Origin of the sequence: Brevundimonas sp. 374, assembly GCF_900102995.1 — a bacterium.
GTDB lineage: Bacteria > Pseudomonadota > Alphaproteobacteria > Caulobacterales > Caulobacteraceae > Brevundimonas > Brevundimonas vesicularis_C.
Genome location: NZ_FNKT01000005.1, coordinates 69,329 through 88,240, shown reverse-complemented (window position 1 = coordinate 88,240; position 18,912 = coordinate 69,329). Strand labels below are relative to the sequence as shown.

Annotated in this window: 19 protein-coding genes; 7 read left to right on the top strand and 12 right to left on the bottom strand. The window is 62.6% G+C overall.

Annotated features, from left to right (window positions below):
* The first annotated feature begins 99 nt into the window (after window positions 1–99).
* Together BLR19_RS12580 and BLR19_RS12575 are read left to right on the top strand one after the other, a co-directional pair.
* On the top strand, window positions 100–2,232 hold the full coding sequence (locus BLR19_RS12580; protein WP_091751594.1) for a tetratricopeptide repeat protein: 2,133 nt from the start codon (window positions 100–102) through the stop codon (window positions 2,230–2,232).
* 74 nt (window positions 2,233–2,306) lie between these two features.
* Complete coding sequence (locus BLR19_RS12575; RefSeq protein ID WP_091751591.1) at window positions 2,307–3,356, top strand: phytanoyl-CoA dioxygenase family protein; 1,050 nt, start codon at window positions 2,307–2,309, stop codon at window positions 3,354–3,356.
* A 6-nt stretch (window positions 3,357–3,362) separates the two neighbouring features.
* Here the strand turns inward: BLR19_RS12575 and BLR19_RS12570 are convergent, their stop codons facing one another.
* Both BLR19_RS12570 and BLR19_RS14710 read right to left on the bottom strand, forming a co-directional pair.
* Complete coding sequence (locus BLR19_RS12570; RefSeq protein WP_091751588.1) at window positions 3,363–4,661, bottom strand: glycosyltransferase family 4 protein; 1,299 nt, start codon at window positions 4,659–4,661, stop codon at window positions 3,363–3,365.
* Complete coding sequence (locus BLR19_RS14710; protein WP_143007380.1) at window positions 4,654–5,991, bottom strand: GT99 family glycosyltransferase N-terminal domain-containing protein; 1,338 nt, start codon at window positions 5,989–5,991, stop codon at window positions 4,654–4,656. The genes BLR19_RS12570 and BLR19_RS14710 overlap by 8 nt, the downstream gene beginning before the upstream one ends.
* Before the next feature lie 110 nt (window positions 5,992–6,101).
* On the opposite strand from BLR19_RS14710, the gene argB reads away from it, so the two are divergent.
* From argB to dapD, 3 genes are read left to right on the top strand one after another with little or no spacing between them, the layout of a single operon-like run.
* The gene (gene argB / locus BLR19_RS12565) at window positions 6,102–7,031 is read left to right on the top strand and encodes an acetylglutamate kinase (protein WP_091751585.1); all 930 of its coding nucleotides are present in this window, start codon (window positions 6,102–6,104) and stop codon (window positions 7,029–7,031) included.
* 29 nt (window positions 7,032–7,060) lie between these two features.
* A complete protein-coding gene (locus BLR19_RS12560) occupies window positions 7,061–7,702 on the top strand; it encodes a pyrimidine 5'-nucleotidase (RefSeq protein ID WP_255366660.1) in 642 nt (213 codons plus the stop codon).
* The gene (gene dapD, locus BLR19_RS12555; protein ID WP_091751582.1) at window positions 7,699–8,568 is read left to right on the top strand and encodes a 2,3,4,5-tetrahydropyridine-2,6-dicarboxylate N-succinyltransferase; all 870 of its coding nucleotides are present in this window, start codon (window positions 7,699–7,701) and stop codon (window positions 8,566–8,568) included. The genes BLR19_RS12560 and dapD overlap by 4 nt, the downstream gene beginning before the upstream one ends.
* On the opposite strand, the gene BLR19_RS12550 is transcribed toward dapD, so the two are convergent.
* From BLR19_RS12550 to BLR19_RS12520, 7 genes are all read right to left on the bottom strand, one after another.
* Window positions 8,569–9,873 carry a sensor histidine kinase gene (locus BLR19_RS12550; protein ID WP_176758343.1) on the bottom strand — a complete coding sequence of 435 codons (1,305 nt, stop codon included), beginning with the start codon at window positions 9,871–9,873 and terminating at the stop codon, window positions 8,569–8,571.
* A gap of 186 nt (window positions 9,874–10,059) precedes the next feature.
* A complete protein-coding gene (locus BLR19_RS12545) occupies window positions 10,060–10,560 on the bottom strand; it encodes a YciE/YciF ferroxidase family protein (protein ID WP_091751576.1) in 501 nt (166 codons plus the stop codon).
* A gap of 97 nt (window positions 10,561–10,657) precedes the next feature.
* Window positions 10,658–12,586 carry a threonine--tRNA ligase gene (gene thrS, locus BLR19_RS12540; protein WP_091751573.1) on the bottom strand — a complete coding sequence of 643 codons (1,929 nt, stop codon included), beginning with the start codon at window positions 12,584–12,586 and terminating at the stop codon, window positions 10,658–10,660.
* 3 nt (window positions 12,587–12,589) lie between these two features.
* The gene (gene yidD, locus BLR19_RS12535) at window positions 12,590–12,820 is read right to left on the bottom strand and encodes a membrane protein insertion efficiency factor YidD (RefSeq protein ID WP_039243812.1); all 231 of its coding nucleotides are present in this window, start codon (window positions 12,818–12,820) and stop codon (window positions 12,590–12,592) included.
* 95 nt (window positions 12,821–12,915) lie between these two features.
* Window positions 12,916–13,371, bottom strand: a complete 456-nt coding sequence (locus tag BLR19_RS12530; protein WP_091751739.1) for an iron-sulfur cluster assembly scaffold protein — start codon at window positions 13,369–13,371, stop codon at window positions 12,916–12,918.
* 57 nt (window positions 13,372–13,428) lie between these two features.
* Window positions 13,429–14,088: an HAD-IA family hydrolase gene (locus BLR19_RS12525; RefSeq protein ID WP_091751736.1), complete on the bottom strand. Its 660-nt coding sequence runs from the start codon at window positions 14,086–14,088 to the stop codon at window positions 13,429–13,431.
* A 42-nt stretch (window positions 14,089–14,130) separates the two neighbouring features.
* A complete protein-coding gene (locus BLR19_RS12520; protein WP_091751570.1) occupies window positions 14,131–14,967 on the bottom strand; it encodes a tetratricopeptide repeat protein in 837 nt (278 codons plus the stop codon).
* Window positions 14,968–15,053: 86 nt separating this feature from the next.
* Between BLR19_RS12520 and BLR19_RS12515 the strand changes: the two genes are divergently transcribed.
* Window positions 15,054–16,439 (top strand): leucyl aminopeptidase family protein, encoded by a 1,386-nt coding sequence (locus BLR19_RS12515; RefSeq protein ID WP_091751566.1) that lies wholly within the window; start codon window positions 15,054–15,056, stop codon window positions 16,437–16,439.
* Window positions 16,440–16,442: 3 nt separating this feature from the next.
* Here the strand turns inward: BLR19_RS12515 and BLR19_RS12510 are convergent, their stop codons facing one another.
* Window positions 16,443–16,922 (bottom strand): hypothetical protein, encoded by a 480-nt coding sequence (locus BLR19_RS12510; RefSeq protein WP_143007379.1) that lies wholly within the window; start codon window positions 16,920–16,922, stop codon window positions 16,443–16,445.
* 184 nt (window positions 16,923–17,106) lie between these two features.
* On the opposite strand from BLR19_RS12510, the gene BLR19_RS12505 reads away from it, so the two are divergent.
* On the top strand, window positions 17,107–17,889 hold the full coding sequence (locus BLR19_RS12505; RefSeq protein ID WP_091751560.1) for a C40 family peptidase: 783 nt from the start codon (window positions 17,107–17,109) through the stop codon (window positions 17,887–17,889).
* On the opposite strand, the gene mmcB is transcribed toward BLR19_RS12505, so the two are convergent.
* Together mmcB and BLR19_RS12495 are read right to left on the bottom strand one after the other, a co-directional pair.
* The gene (mmcB, locus tag BLR19_RS12500) at window positions 17,886–18,329 is read right to left on the bottom strand and encodes a DNA repair putative endonuclease MmcB (RefSeq protein ID WP_091751558.1); all 444 of its coding nucleotides are present in this window, start codon (window positions 18,327–18,329) and stop codon (window positions 17,886–17,888) included. The two genes, BLR19_RS12505 and mmcB, sit on opposite strands and share 4 nt — an antisense overlap.
* A gap of 45 nt (window positions 18,330–18,374) precedes the next feature.
* Window positions 18,375–18,908 (bottom strand): lipocalin family protein, encoded by a 534-nt coding sequence (locus BLR19_RS12495; protein ID WP_091751555.1) that lies wholly within the window; start codon window positions 18,906–18,908, stop codon window positions 18,375–18,377.
* Between the last annotated feature and the right edge of the window lie 4 nt (window positions 18,909–18,912).

Genomic DNA, 18,912 nt, shown 5'->3' with positions numbered 1-18,912 from the left:
GGCTCTCCTGTTTGGAGTCTCCTTATGACGAGGAGCGCTCCGGTGGCAAGGAATGAACTCGTCGTCGCCTATGGCTGAAGCTTGGTGTAAGTGGTCCTAATGCTCGATTCATTTCTTGTTCGCCTACGGCGCCTCTATTACCAAGTCCGGTTCGGAATTCTCGAAAAAGTCCCTGCTTTCAAGGAAAGCATGGCAGCCGGGCAAATGGCCAAGAAGCGCGGCGACTGGCAGGCGGCGCTCGAGAGTTTCTCGCTGGCCATACGGGCTCGACCCGACAGCATCGGGGCGCGGCTGCAGCAAGGGCATGCATTCAAAGAGCTTGGACGTCTGGCCGAGGCGGAAACAGCATATAGAAGCGCCGTTAAACTCGATCCGTCTAGCGTGGCTCCTCATATACACCTAGGCCACGCATTGAAGCTGTTGGGGCGGCGGTCGGAAGCGGCCGATGCATATGCCAGAGCCGTTTCCGTTGCGCCCCGAGATGAGGTCGCTCGTAACGAGCTTATAGCCCTGGGGTTGCGCGAGAAGTTGAGTACCGACCATTATGGGGACACCGCCATTGCCAACGGAGTGCGGTACGTCAATGACGAGATCGACAGGCTCAGAGTTGCGGTACGTGACTTGTCGCGCGCCGCGACCTTTCCGCCGCAAGCTTGGCATGACTTTCGACGTGCCTTTCCCCCCCTTTTTCCGGCTAACGTGCCCGTCAAACGTCCTGTTTGTGTTATTTTGGATGCGCGCGGCGCTAGACCATCCTATGTCCGGGCCAGCTTGACCTCTCTCCTTGATCAGTCGTCAAGCGAGTGGCGGGCAGTGGTTTTGGCAGACACGTCGGTTCGCGAGCATTCCGTAGGAAGCCTAGAGAAGGTCGATCCACGAATTGGTTTTTTCGACACCGTTCCGCTGTTGGAATGGGGCAGCATGGACGTTCTTATTATTCATGCAGGTCTCATTCTTACTTCATCAGCGCTAGACTGGTTCTCCGCAGCTGGAGGTGATGAGCCAATCGCGCTTTATACGGACCATGACCACTGTGTACATATCAGTGGTGGTATCGGAGGCCATTGGCGGTGGCCTGCGCTGCAGGATGCGCCAGGCAAGTATGATCTAAGGTCTAACCCAATTCCACCGGCTTTAGTTTACAGCGTGTCGCCGCACTCAGATACGACGATCGACCTGATTGCGGCAGGAAATCTTGATCCTAGACTTCATTTGCTGTGCCGTCTCGAGGCGGGGGAACGCGTCGGACAAATCCCCCTTGTCTTAGCAAGCCGTCTCGTAGAGCCCACGGCTGATGGCCCGCCGGTCGTCGAAAGCCTGCCGCCTGCAGCGGAAACAATGGTTAGCAGTGAGTTTCGTATCCGCGTCGTCGTTCCGACGCGAGACCAGGCCGGCCTTCTTGAAAGCTGTGTGCGGTCGCTGGAGCGTACGGCAGCGCGACCTGAACTATTGTCCGTCGTGATTTTGGATAACCGAAGCGTCGAGCCTGTCACTCTTGAGTTGTTGCATAGGCTCGAAGCAGAAGGATCCACGCGCGTTCTCGTCGCCGATGAGCCCTTCAACTGGTCACGTTTCAACAACCTGGGTTCCGAGGGCGCGCAAGAGGAAATTCTCGTGTTTGCCAATAACGACCTAGAGATGTTGTCGGCTGGCTGGGATGATCGACTGCGCATCTTGCTGGCAGATGAGGGAGTGGGCGCAGTTGGGGCTCGTCTTCTCTATCCTGACCGGACGCTTCAGCATGTGGGGATTATTCTTGGCGCCATATCAGGCCGCCCGGTCCATGAGGGGCGCGCTGCAGGTCCTGGCGAGGGCGGTCCTCTCGCGCGATGGCGCCGTACGCGTGAGGCGGCAGCCGTTACCGGAGCTTTTCTCGCCGTGCGGAATTCAGTCTTCTTGCATGTGGGCGGATTTAACGAGCGTCTCACAATCGCCTATAACGACGTGGATTTCTGCCTGCGCGTAAGAAGCGCGGGGCTGTCAGTCGTATTTGCAAGCGACATTGAGGCTATTCATCACGAGAGCAAGACGAGAGGCTACGCTAACGCTCAGGAAAAGATCGCCTGGGATGATGCCGAATTTCGAGATTTGTGTCATATCTGGGGGAGGGAAGCGTTGGTCGATCCCATCGCTAATCCGCATTGGACATTTGCCGAACAGCGGTCTTTCGATGGTTTGCAGCCATCATCGCGCAGCCTGAAGGTACGAACAGACATTGTGTCCAATCCGTAGTTCCAACCAACGCATAAAGCAGAAATCCTAGACACTGTCGGTCACTGCTGATCAGAACCTCTGGAGTATCCCTTATGTCGATGAAGCCCAACCCGCTTCCGGGTGTGCCCAATGTCGAATCGCCATTTTTCGATCAGTTGTTTGCTGAAGGAACCACGCCCCCTGAACTGCGATCAATCGCGCTTAGCTTGGCACGGGACGGGTATGCGGTGATCGATTTCCCGGACGAAGACATCTCTGGGATGGCGGATCGGATACGGGCGGATTTACATGATAGGTACGATTGGGAGGCGCGCGCCGCCGGTCGCGGTGCGGACATGCGTCTTCAGGACGCTTGGAAGTTCAACGACGACGTTCGCCGCATCGCGGTCAATCCCAATATCATCAACCTTCTGTCGGAACTTTACGGGCGAAAGGCATGGCCCTTCCAGACCCTTAACTTTCCCGTAGGTACGCAGCAGCACTTTCACACCGACTCTGTGCATTTTTCATCCATGCCGGAGCGTTACATGTGCGGCGTGTGGGTGGCCCTTGAAGATATCGGTCCCGACCAAGGCCCGGTAATCTACTATCCGGGCTCGCACAGGTGGCCAATCTATACGAATGAGCACATTGGTTACCGGCCAACGCGCGCTCGAACAACGCAGATGGTATACGAAGGGCTCTGGAGCCAATTGGTGGCTGCTAGCGGCATTCAACCAAAAACGCTGACAATAAAAAAAGGGCAGGCCCTTATATGGCTCGCCAATTTGATGCATGGTGGAGATATTCATCTCAGCCATGAAAAAACGAGATGGTCGCACGTCACGCACTACTTTTTCGAGGGGTGCGTATACTATACTCCGATGAACTCTGATGTCCCTGGAGGTCTTGTTGATATTCGATCTCCGTACAATATTATTCTTGATACACACGCGCAGAACGCAAGCTTAGGTCGCCCTCTCAGGCGGGAGTATCTCGATGCAATCGCGGCAACCAGCTATTTCGCCGCAGAGCCTGAAGACGACTTTGACCCTGCGGCCTACCTTTTGGCGAATCCTGACGTAGCGGCTGCCGGTGAAGATGCCTATGCGCATTGGATAAAGCATGGACGCGATGAAGGGCGCCCATTGAAGCTAATATGAGCGACGTCAGGCCACGCGTGCGTACAACGTGTCTAGGCGTTCTGCATACGCCTGTGCGTTGAACACATTGGCTCGCGCCTTTCCTCTTTCAGAAAGTGCAGTCAGTAGATCGGTGTCGGCATCTAAAGCCCGCATTCCTGATGCAATGCTGTCAACGTCGTAAGGATCAACAAGCAATGCCGCTTCTCCAGCCACCTCTGCGGTTGCGCCGTCTTTGGAGGTAAGCGTCGGTGTGCCAAGGGCCATGGATTCCAGAATGGGTAGACCGAAACCTTCGTATAGAGAGGGGAAAAACGTCGCCTTAGCGCCCCTAATGAGGTTTAAGAGCATTCGTCTGGACATGTATTCATATAAGTAAATGCGTTCTGCGCTAGCACCTCCGATCCGTTTTATCTGATTGATAAGGGCGGTTTCATCTTCATCTAGCCATCCGCGGGACCCCACCACAACAAGGGGTGATTGAGATCCTGTAGATAAATAGGCTTCCACAATGCGACCCAAATTCTTCTTCGGTTCAATTGCGCCGAAATGTATAAAGTATGACTTCCAATCCAAGTTAAATGTGCTTCTAATTTCTTCGCACACATCTGAATCTTTTGTATCAAGTACACTGTCTGGAATATAGACAGACTGATATGTCGTTGTTATTCTATCCTCGTGTACACCAAATATAGATATAAGATCCTCTTTAGTTTTCTGCGAAATAACCGCAAATTGATCTGCATGTCGTATAATTTTCTTATGGAGGGTCATGTATTCAGCGCGATTATTTAAGGTCGTGAACGGCGCTGTCAGTGGTATTAGGTCATGTATGGTGTAAATATTCGGTACGTTGCGTGCCCATATCGGTAACGGCATCGTCCAGTGCATGACCGATGGCGGCTTTTCGGACTTTTCGAAAAGCAAGGGCGTCAGTGTATTGTAGTGCTTGAAGCATCTGTTTGCTCGGTTGTACAAATGTGGTGCCGACCAGAATTGATCTGCAGGAGGGTCGGCGCGGTCACGCCATCTGACTTGGTGGGTGGCTTTGATCGGCCACGCTGTGCGGCCAAATCGGCTTGTTGCGGTGTCTACGTCGCGGCGCAGGCGTTGCAAGCGCTTCAAACGCGCCGGAGCGCTAGCCGGCTCAACCAGGGCGGCCTCATTGACTAGGTTGCTAGCAGAACGCGTCGCAGCGGGGCCGAAAAGTATCTCGCACGTTGCTCCTCTCGCCTTGTTCGCTTCAAGCAGAGCTTTTCCGTATGTGGCAATGCCAGTTCCACGAGGAAGAGCAATGTTGTAGCCGTCGATACAAATCTTAGACATTGTCTGGCCCCTCAACGCATCTCGTCCAAAACAGGAAGTTTTTTATATATATTGAATGCTCGGTAGCATCTAATGATAATCGCCAGTTATAATAGCTATTATTGAATAAAAAATCTTCCGGAATTAAGTACCCAAAAACAATCCAGTTGAGCCAAAGAAGATGCTCTCGACTGTTTTTATTGTTCTGCGGGGCCGCCTCGGTATTGGCGCCCCAAGCAAACGGTGATTGTCCCAGTATGGTCGTGGGAATGCCTCTCAGCATAGCTTCTAGCGCCAAGCTTGAGTTAACGGTTACGAGGTGATCTATCTTGGATAGAAAATCGGCAGGGTCATCGGATTCGTCCCAGTCGACCGTGAGGCTATGATGTTTCTCTGGCATTGAAGGGTGGGGGCGGACCAGCACGTCGCCAAAATAGCGCTGAGCAGTGAGGATTGCGTCCAGGTTTGAGTTTCCATTTCCGAAGGCGATCAGATTCGAGTCGGTGGGGACTTGAAGCGCCACACCTGCCCTGTATCGACGGTCAACACTGCCGTCACGCCTTCGGCTTCGTGAAGTTCGGCCTTCTTGGCGGGCCCCAAGCACCTCGAGAAGGCGCTTTCGGCTGAGAACGGGAACGCCTTCCGCGCTTTTTCGGAACGTTTCCCAGCGCTCTAAACTGGATGTATTTCCGTTTACGCCGTTAAGGTCGAAATATGCGGTTGGCTTAAACCAAGGGCTTCGCAAAGGCCCTAGTTCGTTGTGAATCACAGGAATTTCTTGATTGCGGGCTGCTGCGCTGACGGAAGGGCAATTTGCCCACAGTATCACGGCGCGGGGTCGAGTGCGGGCCGTCATTAGTGCTATATTAATGCTAGATCTAAGTTCGGGGATCTCTTTTCCCAAAGTTTCCGCCCAAATCTTATTTGGGCTGGGGTATTGCGCCTTGATACGGGTGAGCGCTGATTCTTCGATCACTACACGCTCAACGCGTTCCATATGATTTTGCGTGGGGAGTTCGTACTTGTGCGTGACTTGGGTGGTTGCCAAAGTCGCCCAACTGTCGGAATTCTCCCTTTTGTCGATACCATCGAAGTACCAGGGTGGCGCGATTAGCATCAGGGCCTCTAACGATCCGAGCGCGCGATAGAAAACCCATTCATAGGTCATGGGATCGTTTCGGACCGCAAAGGGGAGAATGAATAGGGCGAACATACGAAAGCGTTTTGCTGTGCCCAAGCCGCTGTGGCAAGGTTCGCTGCCGAACAGATCGTGGAGATCGACGAGACCTTGGTGTGGCCCTATGGGGCGTCGAAGTGCGCCGAGATTTGAATGTTTGAGCTTGGCCGGCATAGAGCGATCTATGTCCGCACATGAGTAGATGAGCTAGGGCTACGGCAGCAGAAGGTCGGTGTGATGGTCGCGTGACTTCACGTGAATGCCCCGCTATTTCCTCGCGCGTGATGAACGAAACAGAACGCCAGTCGGAAGAACGCAGCTGGGAGACGGCGAAGACGCTCGCCGAGGCCTTGCCGTATATCCAGGTCTATGACCGCGAGACCGTGGTCATCAAATACGGCGGTCACGCCATGGGCGAGAGCGCCGTGGCGCGGCAGTTTGCGGCCGATGTGGTGCTGCTGAAGCTGATGGGCGTGAACCCGGTGGTGGTGCATGGCGGCGGGCCGCAGATCAGCGCCATGCTGGACAAGGCGGGGGTGAAGTCCAGCTTCGTCGACGGGCTGCGGGTCACCGATCCGGCGACGATGGAGGTCGCCGAGATGGTGCTGTCGGGCGCGGTCAACAAAGAGATTGCCCACTGGATCACCATGGCCGGCAAGGAGGCGGACGTGCGCGGCGTCGGCCTGTCGGGCAAGGACGCCGGTTTGCTGACCGTCGAGAAAACGCGTCGGACGAAGCGCGATCCCGACAGCATGATCGAGCACGAGGTCGACTTGGGCTATGTCGGCGAGCCGACGAAGGTGGATCCCAAACTGATCGCGGGTCTGATCGCGTCCGAGACCGAAGACTGGGTGCCGGTCATCGCCCCGATCGGCGTGGCTGAGGACGGACAGACCTACAACGTCAACGCCGACACGGTGGCCGGCGCGGTCGCGGGTTCGCTGACCGCCAAGCGGATGCTGCTTCTGACAGACGTGCCGGGTGTCAAGGGCGCGGACGGCGACATCATCCGTCAGATGACGCTGGACGAGGCGCAAAACCTGATCGACACCGGCGTCGCCACCGGCGGCATGATCCCCAAGCTGGAGACTGCCATGGCCGCCGTTCGCGCGGGCGTCGAGGCGGTGGTCATTCTGGACGGGCGCCGACCGCACGCCATGCTGGTCGAGTTGTTCACCGAGTTCGGCGCCGGCACCCTGGTGAAGGCGTCTTGATCGACCCCCGTTCCACATCCCTTGGGCATGTGCGCGCCTGGGTGTTCGACATGGACGACACACTGTATCCGCGCGAGCAGGGTCTGATGCGGCTGGTCCAGGCGCGCATCAACGCCTTCGTGGTCGAAGCTGTCGGGCTGGAGCCCGAGGCCGCAGCCGCGATGCAGCGCCAGTTTCTGGACGAGCACGGCACAACCCTGGCCGGGCTGATGGCGAACTATGCGGTCGATACCGAACGGTTCCTGCGCGAGGTGCACGACGTGCCGCTTGACGGGGTCGAGCCCAATCCGCGTCTGGCCGAGCAGCTGAAGGCCCTGCCCGGTCGTTGCTATGTCTTCACCAACGGCGCGCGTGAATACGCCCACCGTGTGCTGGAGCGTATCGGCGTCGCCGACTGTTTCGAAGGCGTCTTCGCCATTGAGGATGGGGATCTGACGCCCAAGCCCAATCCCGCGACCTTCCGCCGGATGCTGGATCAGTTCGGCATCGATCCGCACCGATCCGCCTTCTTCGAGGACACGCCCAAGAATTTGGAGCCGGCCAAGGCGCTGGGCATGGCGACGGTCCTGATCGGCGACGGCCATGGCAAGCCGATCGGGCCGCATATCGACCATGTGGCCCCGGACCTTTTCGACTTCCTTTCCGATCTGAGCTTCAAGGACGCCGCATGACCGATCTGTCGCATCTCGAATCCATCGTCGAGGCCGCCTGGGAGCAGCGCGCCGAGGTGTCCGCCGCCACGCATGGCGAGGTGCGGGACGCCGTTGAAACCGCCCTGGCCCTGCTGGATTCCGGGCAGGCGCGCGTCGCCTCGCGCGGCGGCGATGGCGTCTGGACCACGCATCAGTGGCTGAAGAAGGCGGTGCTGCTGTCCTTCCGTCTGAACGACAACCAGATCATGCGGGCGGGCGCCCCGTCCGTCATGCCGCTGTCGGTGGATCATCCCGTCGCCGTTGGTCCCTTCTGGGACAAGGTGCCCAACAAGTTCGGCGACTGGACCGCATCGGATTATCAGTCGGCCGGCTTCCGCTCGGTGCCCGGCGCCATTGTCCGTCACGGCGCGCATATCGCCAAGAATGTGGTGCTGATGCCGTCGTTCGTGAACATCGGCGCCTTCGTCGATGAGGGCTCGATGGTGGATGCCTGGGCCACGGTCGGCTCCTGCGCCCAGATCGGCAAGAATGTGCACTTGTCGGGCGGCGCGGGCATCGGCGGCGTGCTGGAGCCGCTGCAGGCCAATCCGACCATTATCGAGGATGGCTGCTTCATCGGCGCCCGCGCCGAGGTGGCCGAGGGCGTGATCGTGCGCGAGGGCGCGGTCCTGGCCATGGGCGTCTACTTGTCGGGCTCGACCAAGATCGTGGACCGGGCGACCGGCGAAGTGTTCCGAGGCGAGGTGCCGGCCTATTCGGTGGTCGTGCCGGGGTCGCTGCCGGATCCCAATGGCGGGCCGTCGTTGTACTGCGCTGTCATCGTCAAGCGTGTGGACGCGCAGACGCGGGCCAAGACCGGCGTCAACGAACTGCTGCGCGACTGATTAGGCGGCGACGCGAACAGCCTCGATCTGAGGCGTGTCGAAGGTCGCGTGCAGGGTGAAGGTCGATCCCTTGCCGGGGGTCGACGTCACCGTGATCTCGCCGTCCATCAGGGCGGCCAAACGCTGACAAATGCTGAGGCCCAGGCCGGTGCCGCCGAACTTGCGGGTGGACGACCCGTCCACCTGAGAGAAGGGCTGGAACAGGCGCGTCAGATCGTCGGCGGCGATACCGATGCCGGAATCGACGACACCAAGTCGCAAGGTCGTGCGGCCGTCGCTTGCCGGCTCGCTGTCGATAATCAGGCGAACCTCGCCCTGGGGCGTGAACTTGATGGCGTTGGCCAGCAGGTTGTGCGTCACCTGCGCCAGGCGCAGCGGGTCCATTCTGAGAAGCGGCGGCAACGCGCCGCGGATGTCGGTCGTGAAGGTCAGTCCGCGCGCTTCGGCCTGGGCCTTGAACGGGCCCGTCAACCGAGCGGCGAGGGTCTCGGCTTCGACATCGACGAAGTCCAGTTCCATCTTGCCGGACTCGATCTTGGTGATGTCGAGGATGTCGTTCAGCAGCACCATAAGCCCTTCGCCGGAGTCGCGGATGACCCCGACGAATTCTTTCTGGCGGTCGCTGAGCTCGGACATCTGCAACAGTTGCGCGGCCCCCAGAACCCCGTTCATCGGCGTGCGAAGCTCGTGTGAAATAACGCCCAGGAAGTTGGATTTGGCGGCGCTGGCGGCGTTGGCCGTGTCACGGGCGGTTTCCAACTCGGCGATCAGTTCGGCCTGGCGGCGGTTGACGGCTTCCAGATCGCTGTCCTTCATCTGGGTGATGGCCACCTTGATCAACAAGGCCAGCGCCAGAACCGGGATCATACTTAGCACCACCCAAAAGCCCGGCGTGCCCCACAGTTTCGCGAACAGCAGCACCACGACCACCGAATAGGGCGCCGACACGATCAGGGCCTCACGGGGCGCGGCGCGCATTTGGGTGAAGACCAGCACATAGCCGGCCATGAGAAGGGCGACGCCCAGCGGCACGCCATAGGCGCCACCGTAGATGAATGCGAGCAGCGGCGCCGCTGACCAGGCGATGCAGGAAATGGTGGCGGCCATCAGCTTGATCCGGCTGTGAAGCCCCTGATCCCGCAATACCAGCACACGTTCGGCGAACGTCCGAAGCAGACCTGACGCGGTCGCCGCTGCAAACCACAACACTGCTGTCGCCCAATCGGTGACGGTAAACAAAGCGACCGCCCAACTAGCGATGATCAAATACCGCATATGACCATTGGCAATCAGATGCTGCAGCAATGAGCGATCTTGGCCTGGCGTGTGGTTCGTCATCGTCGGATCTCGGGGTTCGATGACGTATCGTCGCCCAAATTCGACTAAGAGACTATGAACGCTAAGCTTTATGCGTGAAGTGTCCGGCGTCGGACATAGCGCGGAATGAGCGGAAAGGCAGGAAGCGGTCATCAGCCGCCTCCCATCTCTGTATCAAGCGGCCGTCTTCATGGCGTCCGCATTGACAGCCGCGTCGGCGATGCCGGTCAGGTCTTCGTCCGTCTGGGCTTCCTCCTGAAGCGTCTCGTCCAGAAGGGCGGCGGCGTCCTTCAAACCCAGCACCAGCGCCCAGCGTTTCAGCGTGCCGTAGCGGGTGATCTCATAGTGTTCGACCGCTTGGGCGGCGGCCAGCAGGCCGGCGTCCAAAGCTGCAGCGTCCTTATATTCTTCCATGATCTCGTCCCCTTCGGCCAGGATGCCCTCAATGGCGTCGCAGGTCTTGCCACGCGCGGGCTTGCCGATCAGCTCGAAGACCTGTTGCAGGCGTTCAATCTGGCCTTCGGTCTGACCCTTATGCTTCTCGAAGGCGGCCTTCAGCTCTGGCGACCGAGCCGCACGGGCCATCTTGGGCAGGGATTTCAGGATTTTGCGCTCAGCGTAATAGATGTCTTTGAGCGTGTCGTGGAACAGGGTGTCCAGGGTCTTGTCGGCCATGGTGAGGTCTCGCATCTGTGATGGAGCGCAGGCGCGCGCCCCATCACAAGCGATCCATCCCGTTAGTGTTCCTATGCGCGAATTCGCGCGCAGCGGATCAACCGGCGCGCTTGAAATCCGGCGGGGTCGATTCGTCGGTCAAGATGCGGAGGGCCTCCTCGACCGTGACCAACGTCTGGGCCTGAGAGCCGAGGCGGCGGATGGCGACCATGCCGTCTTCGGCTTCCTTCCTGCCAACCACGGCGATGACCGGGACCTTGCCGACCGAGTGTTCACGCACCTTGTAGCCGACCTTTTCGTTGCGCAGGTCGATCTCGGTGCGCAGGCCGGCGGCCTTGAACTTGGCCATCACGTCACGGGCGTAATCGTCGGCGTCCGACGTGATGGTGGCCACGACAGCCTGGGTCGGGGCCAGCCACAGCGGGAAGGCGCCGGCGTAGTTCTCGATCATGATGCCGATGAAGCGCTCGAACGAACCCAGGATCGCCCGGTGCAGCATGACCGGGCGGTGCTTCTGGCCGTCCTCGGCGATGTAGGTGGCGTTCAGGCGTTCGGGCAGGACGTAGTCCAGCTGGATCGTGCCGCAGGTCCATTCGCGGCCGATGGCGTCCTTGACGATGAAGTCCAGCTTGGGCGCATAGAAGGCGCCGTCGCCCTCGGTCACGACCGGCTCTGTTCCGGCGGCGCGGGCGGCCTCGGCCATCAGGGTTTCGGCCTTGTCCCAGAACTCGTCCGTGCCGGCGCGGTTCTCGGGCCGGGTGCCCAGGCTGATGTAGGCCGTCTCCATGCCCAGGTCGGCGTGGACGCTGCGGGCCAGTTTGATGAACTCGGCCGTCTCCTCGACGATCTGGTCTTCGCGACAGAAGATGTGGGCGTCGTCCTGGGTGAAGCCGCGCACGCGCATCAATCCGTGCAGCGATCCTGACGGCTCATAGCGGTGGCAGGCGCCGAACTCGGCCATGCGCAGCGGCAGTTCGCGATAGGACCGCTGGCCCTGGTCGAAGATTTGGACGTGGCCGGGGCAGTTCATCGGCTTGAGGGACAACTCCTCGCCCTCGACCGTCTCGCAGACGAACATGTTCGGACGGTACTTGTCCCAGTGACCGCTCTGCTCCCAGAATTTGCGGTCCAGCACCTGGGGCGTCTTGACCTCGACGTATCCGGCGGCGTCCAGGCGGCGGCGCATATAGGCTTCCAGAACGCGCCACAGGACCCAGCCCTTAGGGTGCCAGAAGACCATGCCCCGGCCTTCTTCCTGCATATGGAAGAGCTCCATCGCCTTGCCGACCTTGCGGTGGTCGCGCTTCTCGGCCTCTTCCAGACGCTGCAGATGGGCGTCCAGATCCTCCTTGGTGGCCCAGGCGGTGCCGTAGATGCGTTGCAACTGCTCGCGCTTGGAATCGCCCCGCCAATAGGCGCCGGCCAGCTTGGTCAGTTTGAACGCCTTGCCGACGTGGCGCGTCGAGGGGAAGTGCGGGCCCCGGCACAGGTCGATCCAGTCGCCCTGTTTGTACAGAGTGATGGTCTCGGTCCCCGGCAGGTCGCGGATCAGCTCGGCCTTGAACTTCTCGCCGCGCGCCTCGAAGAATTGGATCGCCGCGTCCCGCTCCCAGACCTCGCGCTCGAACTTGGCGTCGCGGTCCACGATCCGACCCATCTCCTTTTCGATGGCAGCGAAGTCGTCGGTCGAGAACGGCTCTTCGCGGTAGAAATCATAGTAGAAGCCGTCCTCGATCGCCGGGCCGATCGTGACCTGGGTGCCGGGGAACAGGGTTTGGACCGCCTCGGCCAGGACGTGGGCCGTGTCGTGGCGGATCGTATAGAGGGCGGCGGGGTCGTCGCGCATGATCAGTCGGAAGTCGCCGCCCGTCTCCAGCACCCGGCCCATGTCGCGTTGCTCGCCATTCAGTTCGGCCAGCACGGCCTTCTTGGCCAGCGAAGGCGAGATCGAGGTCGCGACGTCGCGCGCCGTCGAACCGGCCGGGTATTGGCGCACCGCGCCGTCGGGGAATTTCAGGTCGATCATGTGTCAGTCTTTAACTGGCGGGACCGGGTCGTATCCCGATCCCCCGAAGGGATGGCATTTACAGAGCCTGCGCACGGTGAGCCATCCCCCCTTTACCGGTCCGTGCTGGATCAGGGCGTCGCGCCCGTAATCCGAACACGTCGGCAGGAACCGGCACTGCTGGCCGATCAGGGGAGACAGCGTCAGCTTGTAGCCCCGATGGGCCGCGCGCACGCCGCGTTCATAGAGAGACATATGTCCCTTTGCCGGAGTTGGGTGGGGCCGGGGGCTTCAGAGGTTCGCCGCGCTTATCCCCTGTCATTGCAGGGGGATCAACCGGTCGTCGCCCGTCAGGCCGCGCCGGCGAGACGCGTTCGGGCGGCGAGGGCATTGTTCACCGCCTCCAGCGTCGCCTCCAGCGAGACCAGGGTAGAGGCGTGGCGGGCGGGGTAGTCGGCGACCTGTTTCAGCAGGCGCAGATCCTCGAACCGGCCGAGGGGGCCGTCGCCGCCGGATTTCAGCATGTCGATCATGGCGTCGCGGGCGTCGCTGAGATCATCGACCGACGCGCCGATCACAGATTGACCCAGAACCCCGGCCGCGGCCTGGCCGAGGGCGCAGGCTTTGACGTCCTGGGCGAAGTCGGCGATGCGGGCCTGGTCGTCCAGCGTCACATCGACCGTCGCGCGCGACCCGCACAGTTTCGCCACCCGTTCCCCGGTGCCCTGAGGAGTTGGCAGACGCCCCGCATGCCGCAGGTTCGCCGCCAGCGACAGGATGCGCGCGCTGTAAAGGTCGTCGATCATGGAGCGAAGATAGGCGCTCAATCCTCCTCCGTGAAGCGCAGCGTAATGGGGGAGGATTTAAAGCGTCAGGACGAGACGCCCCTCGGATCGGACTTCCAAACTCGCATCCGCATAGTCCGCCAGAGTGGGATGATCCGTCTCTAGCGGATGGGTCCAGGCGGCGGTGACGACCATCACGTCGGCGCCGGCCGCTTCGCCCGCCTTGATGCCGGCCTCGGCGTCCTCGAACACCAGGCAGTCGCCGATGTCGAAGCCCAGCGTCGCGGCGGCCTTCAGATAGCCGGCGGGGTCGGGCTTGCCGCGTTCGACGTCCTCGGCGGTGATCATCACGGCGGGCGGGGTCACGCCTGCGGCCCTCAGCCGGGCGCGCGCGAGGGGGAGTGAAGCGGAGGTGACCACGGCCCAGCGGTCGGGCGGCAGGCGTTTGACGAAATCGACGGCGCCGGGGATGGGGGCGACGCCGTCCACGTCCTCGATCTCGCCGCGTTCGACCCAGGCGACCTCGGCGTCCAGGTTGATATCGGGCAGGTTCTGACGACGAATGGTGTCGATGGCGCGCACGCCGTGGATGGTGGGAACGAAGGCGGCGACATCCAGCCCGTGGCGCGCGGCCCAGCGGGTCCATACGCGCTCGGCGGCCAGGGTCGAGGTGATCAGGGTGCCGTCCATGTCGAACAGGAAGGCCTGATAGGCGCGAGACGCGGGTGGGGCGGTCATGGCCTCATCCACCATGCGGGCGGTCAGACCGCAACGGGCGGATCAGCCGCCTTGCAGCGAATTCCAGGTGCGGGCGGTGTCGGTCGCGGGCGAAGGACTCGCCGCGCCGCCGCCGGACGTCGCCGCGCCGCCTGTGCTGCGCGAGCGCAGCCATTGCAGGTTCTGCTCGGCCTGTTCAGGCGGCAGTTCGCGGCGCAGGATCTGTTCGGCCTCGCCCATCTTGCCCTGAAGGCCCAGCACCATGGCCAGGTTCTGGCGCACCTTGGCCGAGGCGGTCGGCTGGGCCACGGCGCGGCGCAGCAGGGTCTCGGCGCCCGGCGCATCGCCATGCGTCAGGGCGGCGGTGGCGGCGTTGGTCAGGACATCGGGGTTGTCGGGCGACAGGGCCAGGGCCTGGTTCCAGGCGGCGCGCGCGTCGTCGGTGCGCCGCACCTGTTCATAGGCCACGCCCAGAAGGGAATAGGGGCGCCAATCGCGTGGCGCCAAGTCGCGCGCCTGCTCCAGCGGTGCGACGCCATAAAAGGCCTGGCCGCGCGCGATGTGGGCGCGCCCCAGCTCCAGCAGGGCGTCCAGATTGTTGGGCTGGATCGTCAGGGTGGCCTGCGCGGCCTCGGCCGCCTGATCGTAGCGGCCCAGCTCTCGCAGGGCCTGGGCCAGTTTCACGCCCGCCACGGCGTCGGTCGGATCGGCCTGCTGCTCCGAGGCCCAGAAGACCGAGCGCGACAGGGCGTCCATCCGGTCATAGGTGGCGCGCACCGCAGCCGACGACGGCGCGCGAGCCTGGGCCGCGGTCGCCGCCGTCGGATCGGCCGCCAGCGTCGGCGTGCCGGACAGGGCGATCAGGGCGACGGTTGCGAGAAGGGCGGGCATGCGCGACATGGGTCAGGTCCAGACGGTCCTAGAGGTCTCGCCCCTAGAATCGCCGGTTCGCGTCAACCGATGGTTAACTTCGTTTCGAGGGCCTCATGTCCGTCTCGCATCCTCTGCTGGTTTCCGCCCAAGACGGCGACGGCGCCATCCCGATCCGCTTCTTGCAGACGGGCGGCGTGCTGGACGATGCCGCTCGCCGCTGGGGCGATCTGCATGGGTTCGAAGGCAAGCCGGGCCAGCTGTTGGTCGTGCCGGACGCGGACGGCGAGATCGGCCAGGTGGTCGTGGGCGCAGGCGCGACCTTCGACCCCATGAGCGTGCGGGGACTGTCGGCGCGACTGCCGGGCGGTCTGTATCGGCTTGAGGTCGCAGCGCCCGATGCCGAACTGGCGACCCTGGCCTTCCTGCTGGGGGCCTATGTCTTCGATCGCTACAAGGCCCGGCCGGACCGGACGTCCGTGCGGCTGGTCGCGCCAGACGGTGTGGATGTCGCCGAAATCTCGCGCATCTCCGCCGCCTGCGCCCTGGCCCGCGAAATGGTCGATACGCCCGCGGCCGACATGGGGCCGTTGCAGATCGAGACCATCGCCCGCGAGATCGCAGAGAGCGCCGGCGCCGAGATCACCGTCACGACCGGCAACGCCCTGCTGGAAGACAACTATCCGGCCGTCCACGCGGTGGGGCGCGCCGCCGCCCCGCACCGGGCGCCGCGCCTGATCGAGATCGGCTGGAAGCTGGACCGGACCGACCTGCCGCTGATCGCCCTGGTCGGCAAGGGGGTGGTGTTCGACACCGGCGGCCTGGACCTGAAGCCCGCCGCTGGCATGCGCAATATGAAGAAGGACATGGGCGGCTCGGCCCATGCCCTGGCCCTGGGGCGGCTGGTGATGCAGGCCGACCTGCCGGTGCGGTTGGTGGTCATCGTCGCGGCGGTCGAGAACGCCGTGTCGGCCGACGCCTTCCGGCCCGGCGACATTCTGAATAGCCGCAAGGGACTGACCATCGAGATCGGCAACACCGACGCCGAAGGCCGGCTGATCTTGGCCGACGCCCTGACACGGGCGGGCGAGCACCAACCCGACCTGACGCTGGATTTCGCCACCCTGACCGGCGCCGCGCGGATCGCCCTGGGTCCGGAGCTGCCGCCTCTTTATACAGACGACGAAGCCCTGGCCGCCGGGCTGCTGGCGGCGGCGGGTCAGGTGCGCGATCCCCTGTGGCGGATGCCGCTGTGGCCAGGCTATCGCGGCGCGCTGGACGCCGAGATCGCGGATATCCGGAACGACCCGGCCGGCTGGGCCCAGGCCGGATCAGTGACGGCCGCCCTGTTCCTGCAAAAGTTCGCCCCGACCACGGGGGCCTGGGCGCACATGGACATCTTCGCCTGGAACCCCCGCGCCCGCCCCGGCTATCCGGAAGGCGGCGAGGCCCAGGCGCTGAGAGCCTGCTACGCAATGCTCAGGGCGCGCTACGTCGACTGACGATCAGGCGAAGGCGAACCCCGGCTCCGGCTCGGCGTCGTCGGACGGGGATCGCGGCGGCCTGGGCTTTCCGAGGCGCCCGCCCCGCGACCGTGCGCGGCGTCTGATGCGACCCAACACGGTGCCGACAACGCGGGTCGCCAATTCCCGCTGCCGCATCAGGCCACGCCACCCCGCGACAGCGCGAAGACTGATGGCTAGCACGACCAGATCGAAAATCACGGTCACGTCGAACATCAGGGCCCAGGCGATCATGTCTGGCGCCGCCATAGCGAACATTCGGGCGCCATCCGCCTCGAAGAGAACAATGGCGGCGACACCCAGCGCCACGATCAGACAAAGGCCCGCCGTCTGCCCGGCCGTCAGACGCGAGAGACGGCGCGCCGGCGTTTCCACCAGCCATCGCCGTAGAGTGATTCCGAAAGGTCCCTCGTCAGCGACCGTAAGCGCCAGCACGATCAGCAAGAACAGCCACAAAAGCATCAGAGCCTCCAGCGCGCCGACATGACGTCCGCCCTGCGACATGGCGTGACCAGGCGATGCTTCAAGACGGCTTCTTGATTTTGAGAACGCGGTTCTGTTGATTTTCTTTCGCAAAAGCGTCCCGCGTTAACGGCCCCTAAGCCATCGGGGGATAAGGCTATGGGTTCAGCAATGCGAGTTCACGTTGACCGACGTCCTCGACCTTCTTCCGCCCGGCGACCGCCTCGTTCGCCCTGACGTCGCCGAACAGGCGCTGGAAGGGCTGGTGCGCGCAGACGCCTATCGGGCGACCGAGGCCATGCATTGTCGTGTCGCCGTGGCCGACATCCTGTCCGACGTTGACGGTCGGATCGACCAGCTGCTGCATGGCGAGATTTTCGACGTCCTGGATCGGTCGAACGGCCGCGCTTGGGGCCGGGCGCGTCGCGACGGCGTCGTCGGCTGGGTCGTCCTGGACAGTCTGTCGGCAGGCGCGCCGTTGGCGACCCATTGGATAGCCGCCGTGGATGCCGTCCTGCCGCTGAACGCTCTGGTGGTCGAGGCGACGGACGTGGCGGAGGCTGATCTGAAGCCGATCGGCGCATTCGAGGCGGATATGGTCGCGGTGGCCGAGCGGTTGCTCGGGCGGCCGCATGAACTTGGCGCGCGGTCTTCGATCTCCACCGACTGTTCCGGCCTGGTGCAGCAGGCCCTGCTGGCATGCGGCCTGCCCGGTCCCCGCCGGTCGGACGCGCAGGCCCAGATGGGTCGCGCGGCGTCTTCATCGGATCTACAGCGCGGCGACATCGTCGTCTGGCTGGCGCCGAACGACCATCAAGACTGGACCGGCCATTCGGCGCTGATGCTGGATGGCGAACGCATCATCCACGCGACAGGCGGCAAGGGCGTGGTGATCGAGAGCCTGGCCGAGGTCGAGGCGCGTCTGGTCGTCGAAGGTTTTGCGACCGCCGTCTTCCGTCGGCTCTAGTCCCGCAAGGTCCGCATCGCGCCCAGCCGGGCGAAAGCCAGCGTCAGCGCCTTTCGGCGGGCGGGCGCCAAGCCGATCACCGGCGCGTCTCGCACGACCGCCCCGCCGAAACCGTCTGCGACGATCAGGCCCGGTTCGTCGGGCAGGATGTCCTGCGGAAACTCGGGCGCAACGGCGAAGAAGAAGGCGTCGCAGAACGGTCCGTATTCATGCCATTTGCGATCGACGCGATAGTCCTCGACGCCCGACTTCACCTCGCAGATGACGATGTCGCCCTTGCGCCCGATCGCCATGACATCGGCGCGGCGGCCGTTGGGCAGGCAGACTTCCAGGAGGGGCGCATAGCCCATGTCCATCATCAGCCGCGCCGCGCCGCGCGTGACCGAAAGGGTGGTCTCGGAACGGCTGAAGACGAGTTCGAGATGGGCGACGGCGGACATGCCGGCAGTTTATGTTCCGCCTACGTTCCTATCGCAAGCGGCGCCTTAGAGGCCGGTGTGGACTAGGCGGCCTGTGCTGAACCCTAGGGCGCGGACGCGGCTCAGAATGCGGTCGCGCTCAGCCTGCGGCGCATTCTGGTTGCGGTGCCAGATCCACCAGTTCGACTTGTCCGGCAGACCCATGATGGCCCAGCTGTAGTCCGGGGCATGATCGTAGACCCAGTAGTTCTGGCCGGCCAGCCCGCCGAAGCTGAGCAGGCCGGTCAGGCTGAATCGGAACTTCGCATTGGTTGTGGTGTCGGTGACGCGGGCGTTGGCGCGCAGCGTCTCGACCTTGCCGTCGGCGCGACGAGTACAGGTGACGGTGATGGCGTAGCGGTCCGCGGCGCCCTGCGGCGTGAAGTCGATCTGCGCCCGGCTGCAGTCCTTCTGGACATTGTTGTGATTGCGCTCGATCTCGAACCACCGGCCGTCGAAGCGGTTCAGATCGACGTTTGACGCCTGCGCAAACGCTAATGACGGCAGGGCGGCGAGGGCGGCGAGGGCGACGGAGGCGGCGATCAGGCTAGCGCGGAACATGGGC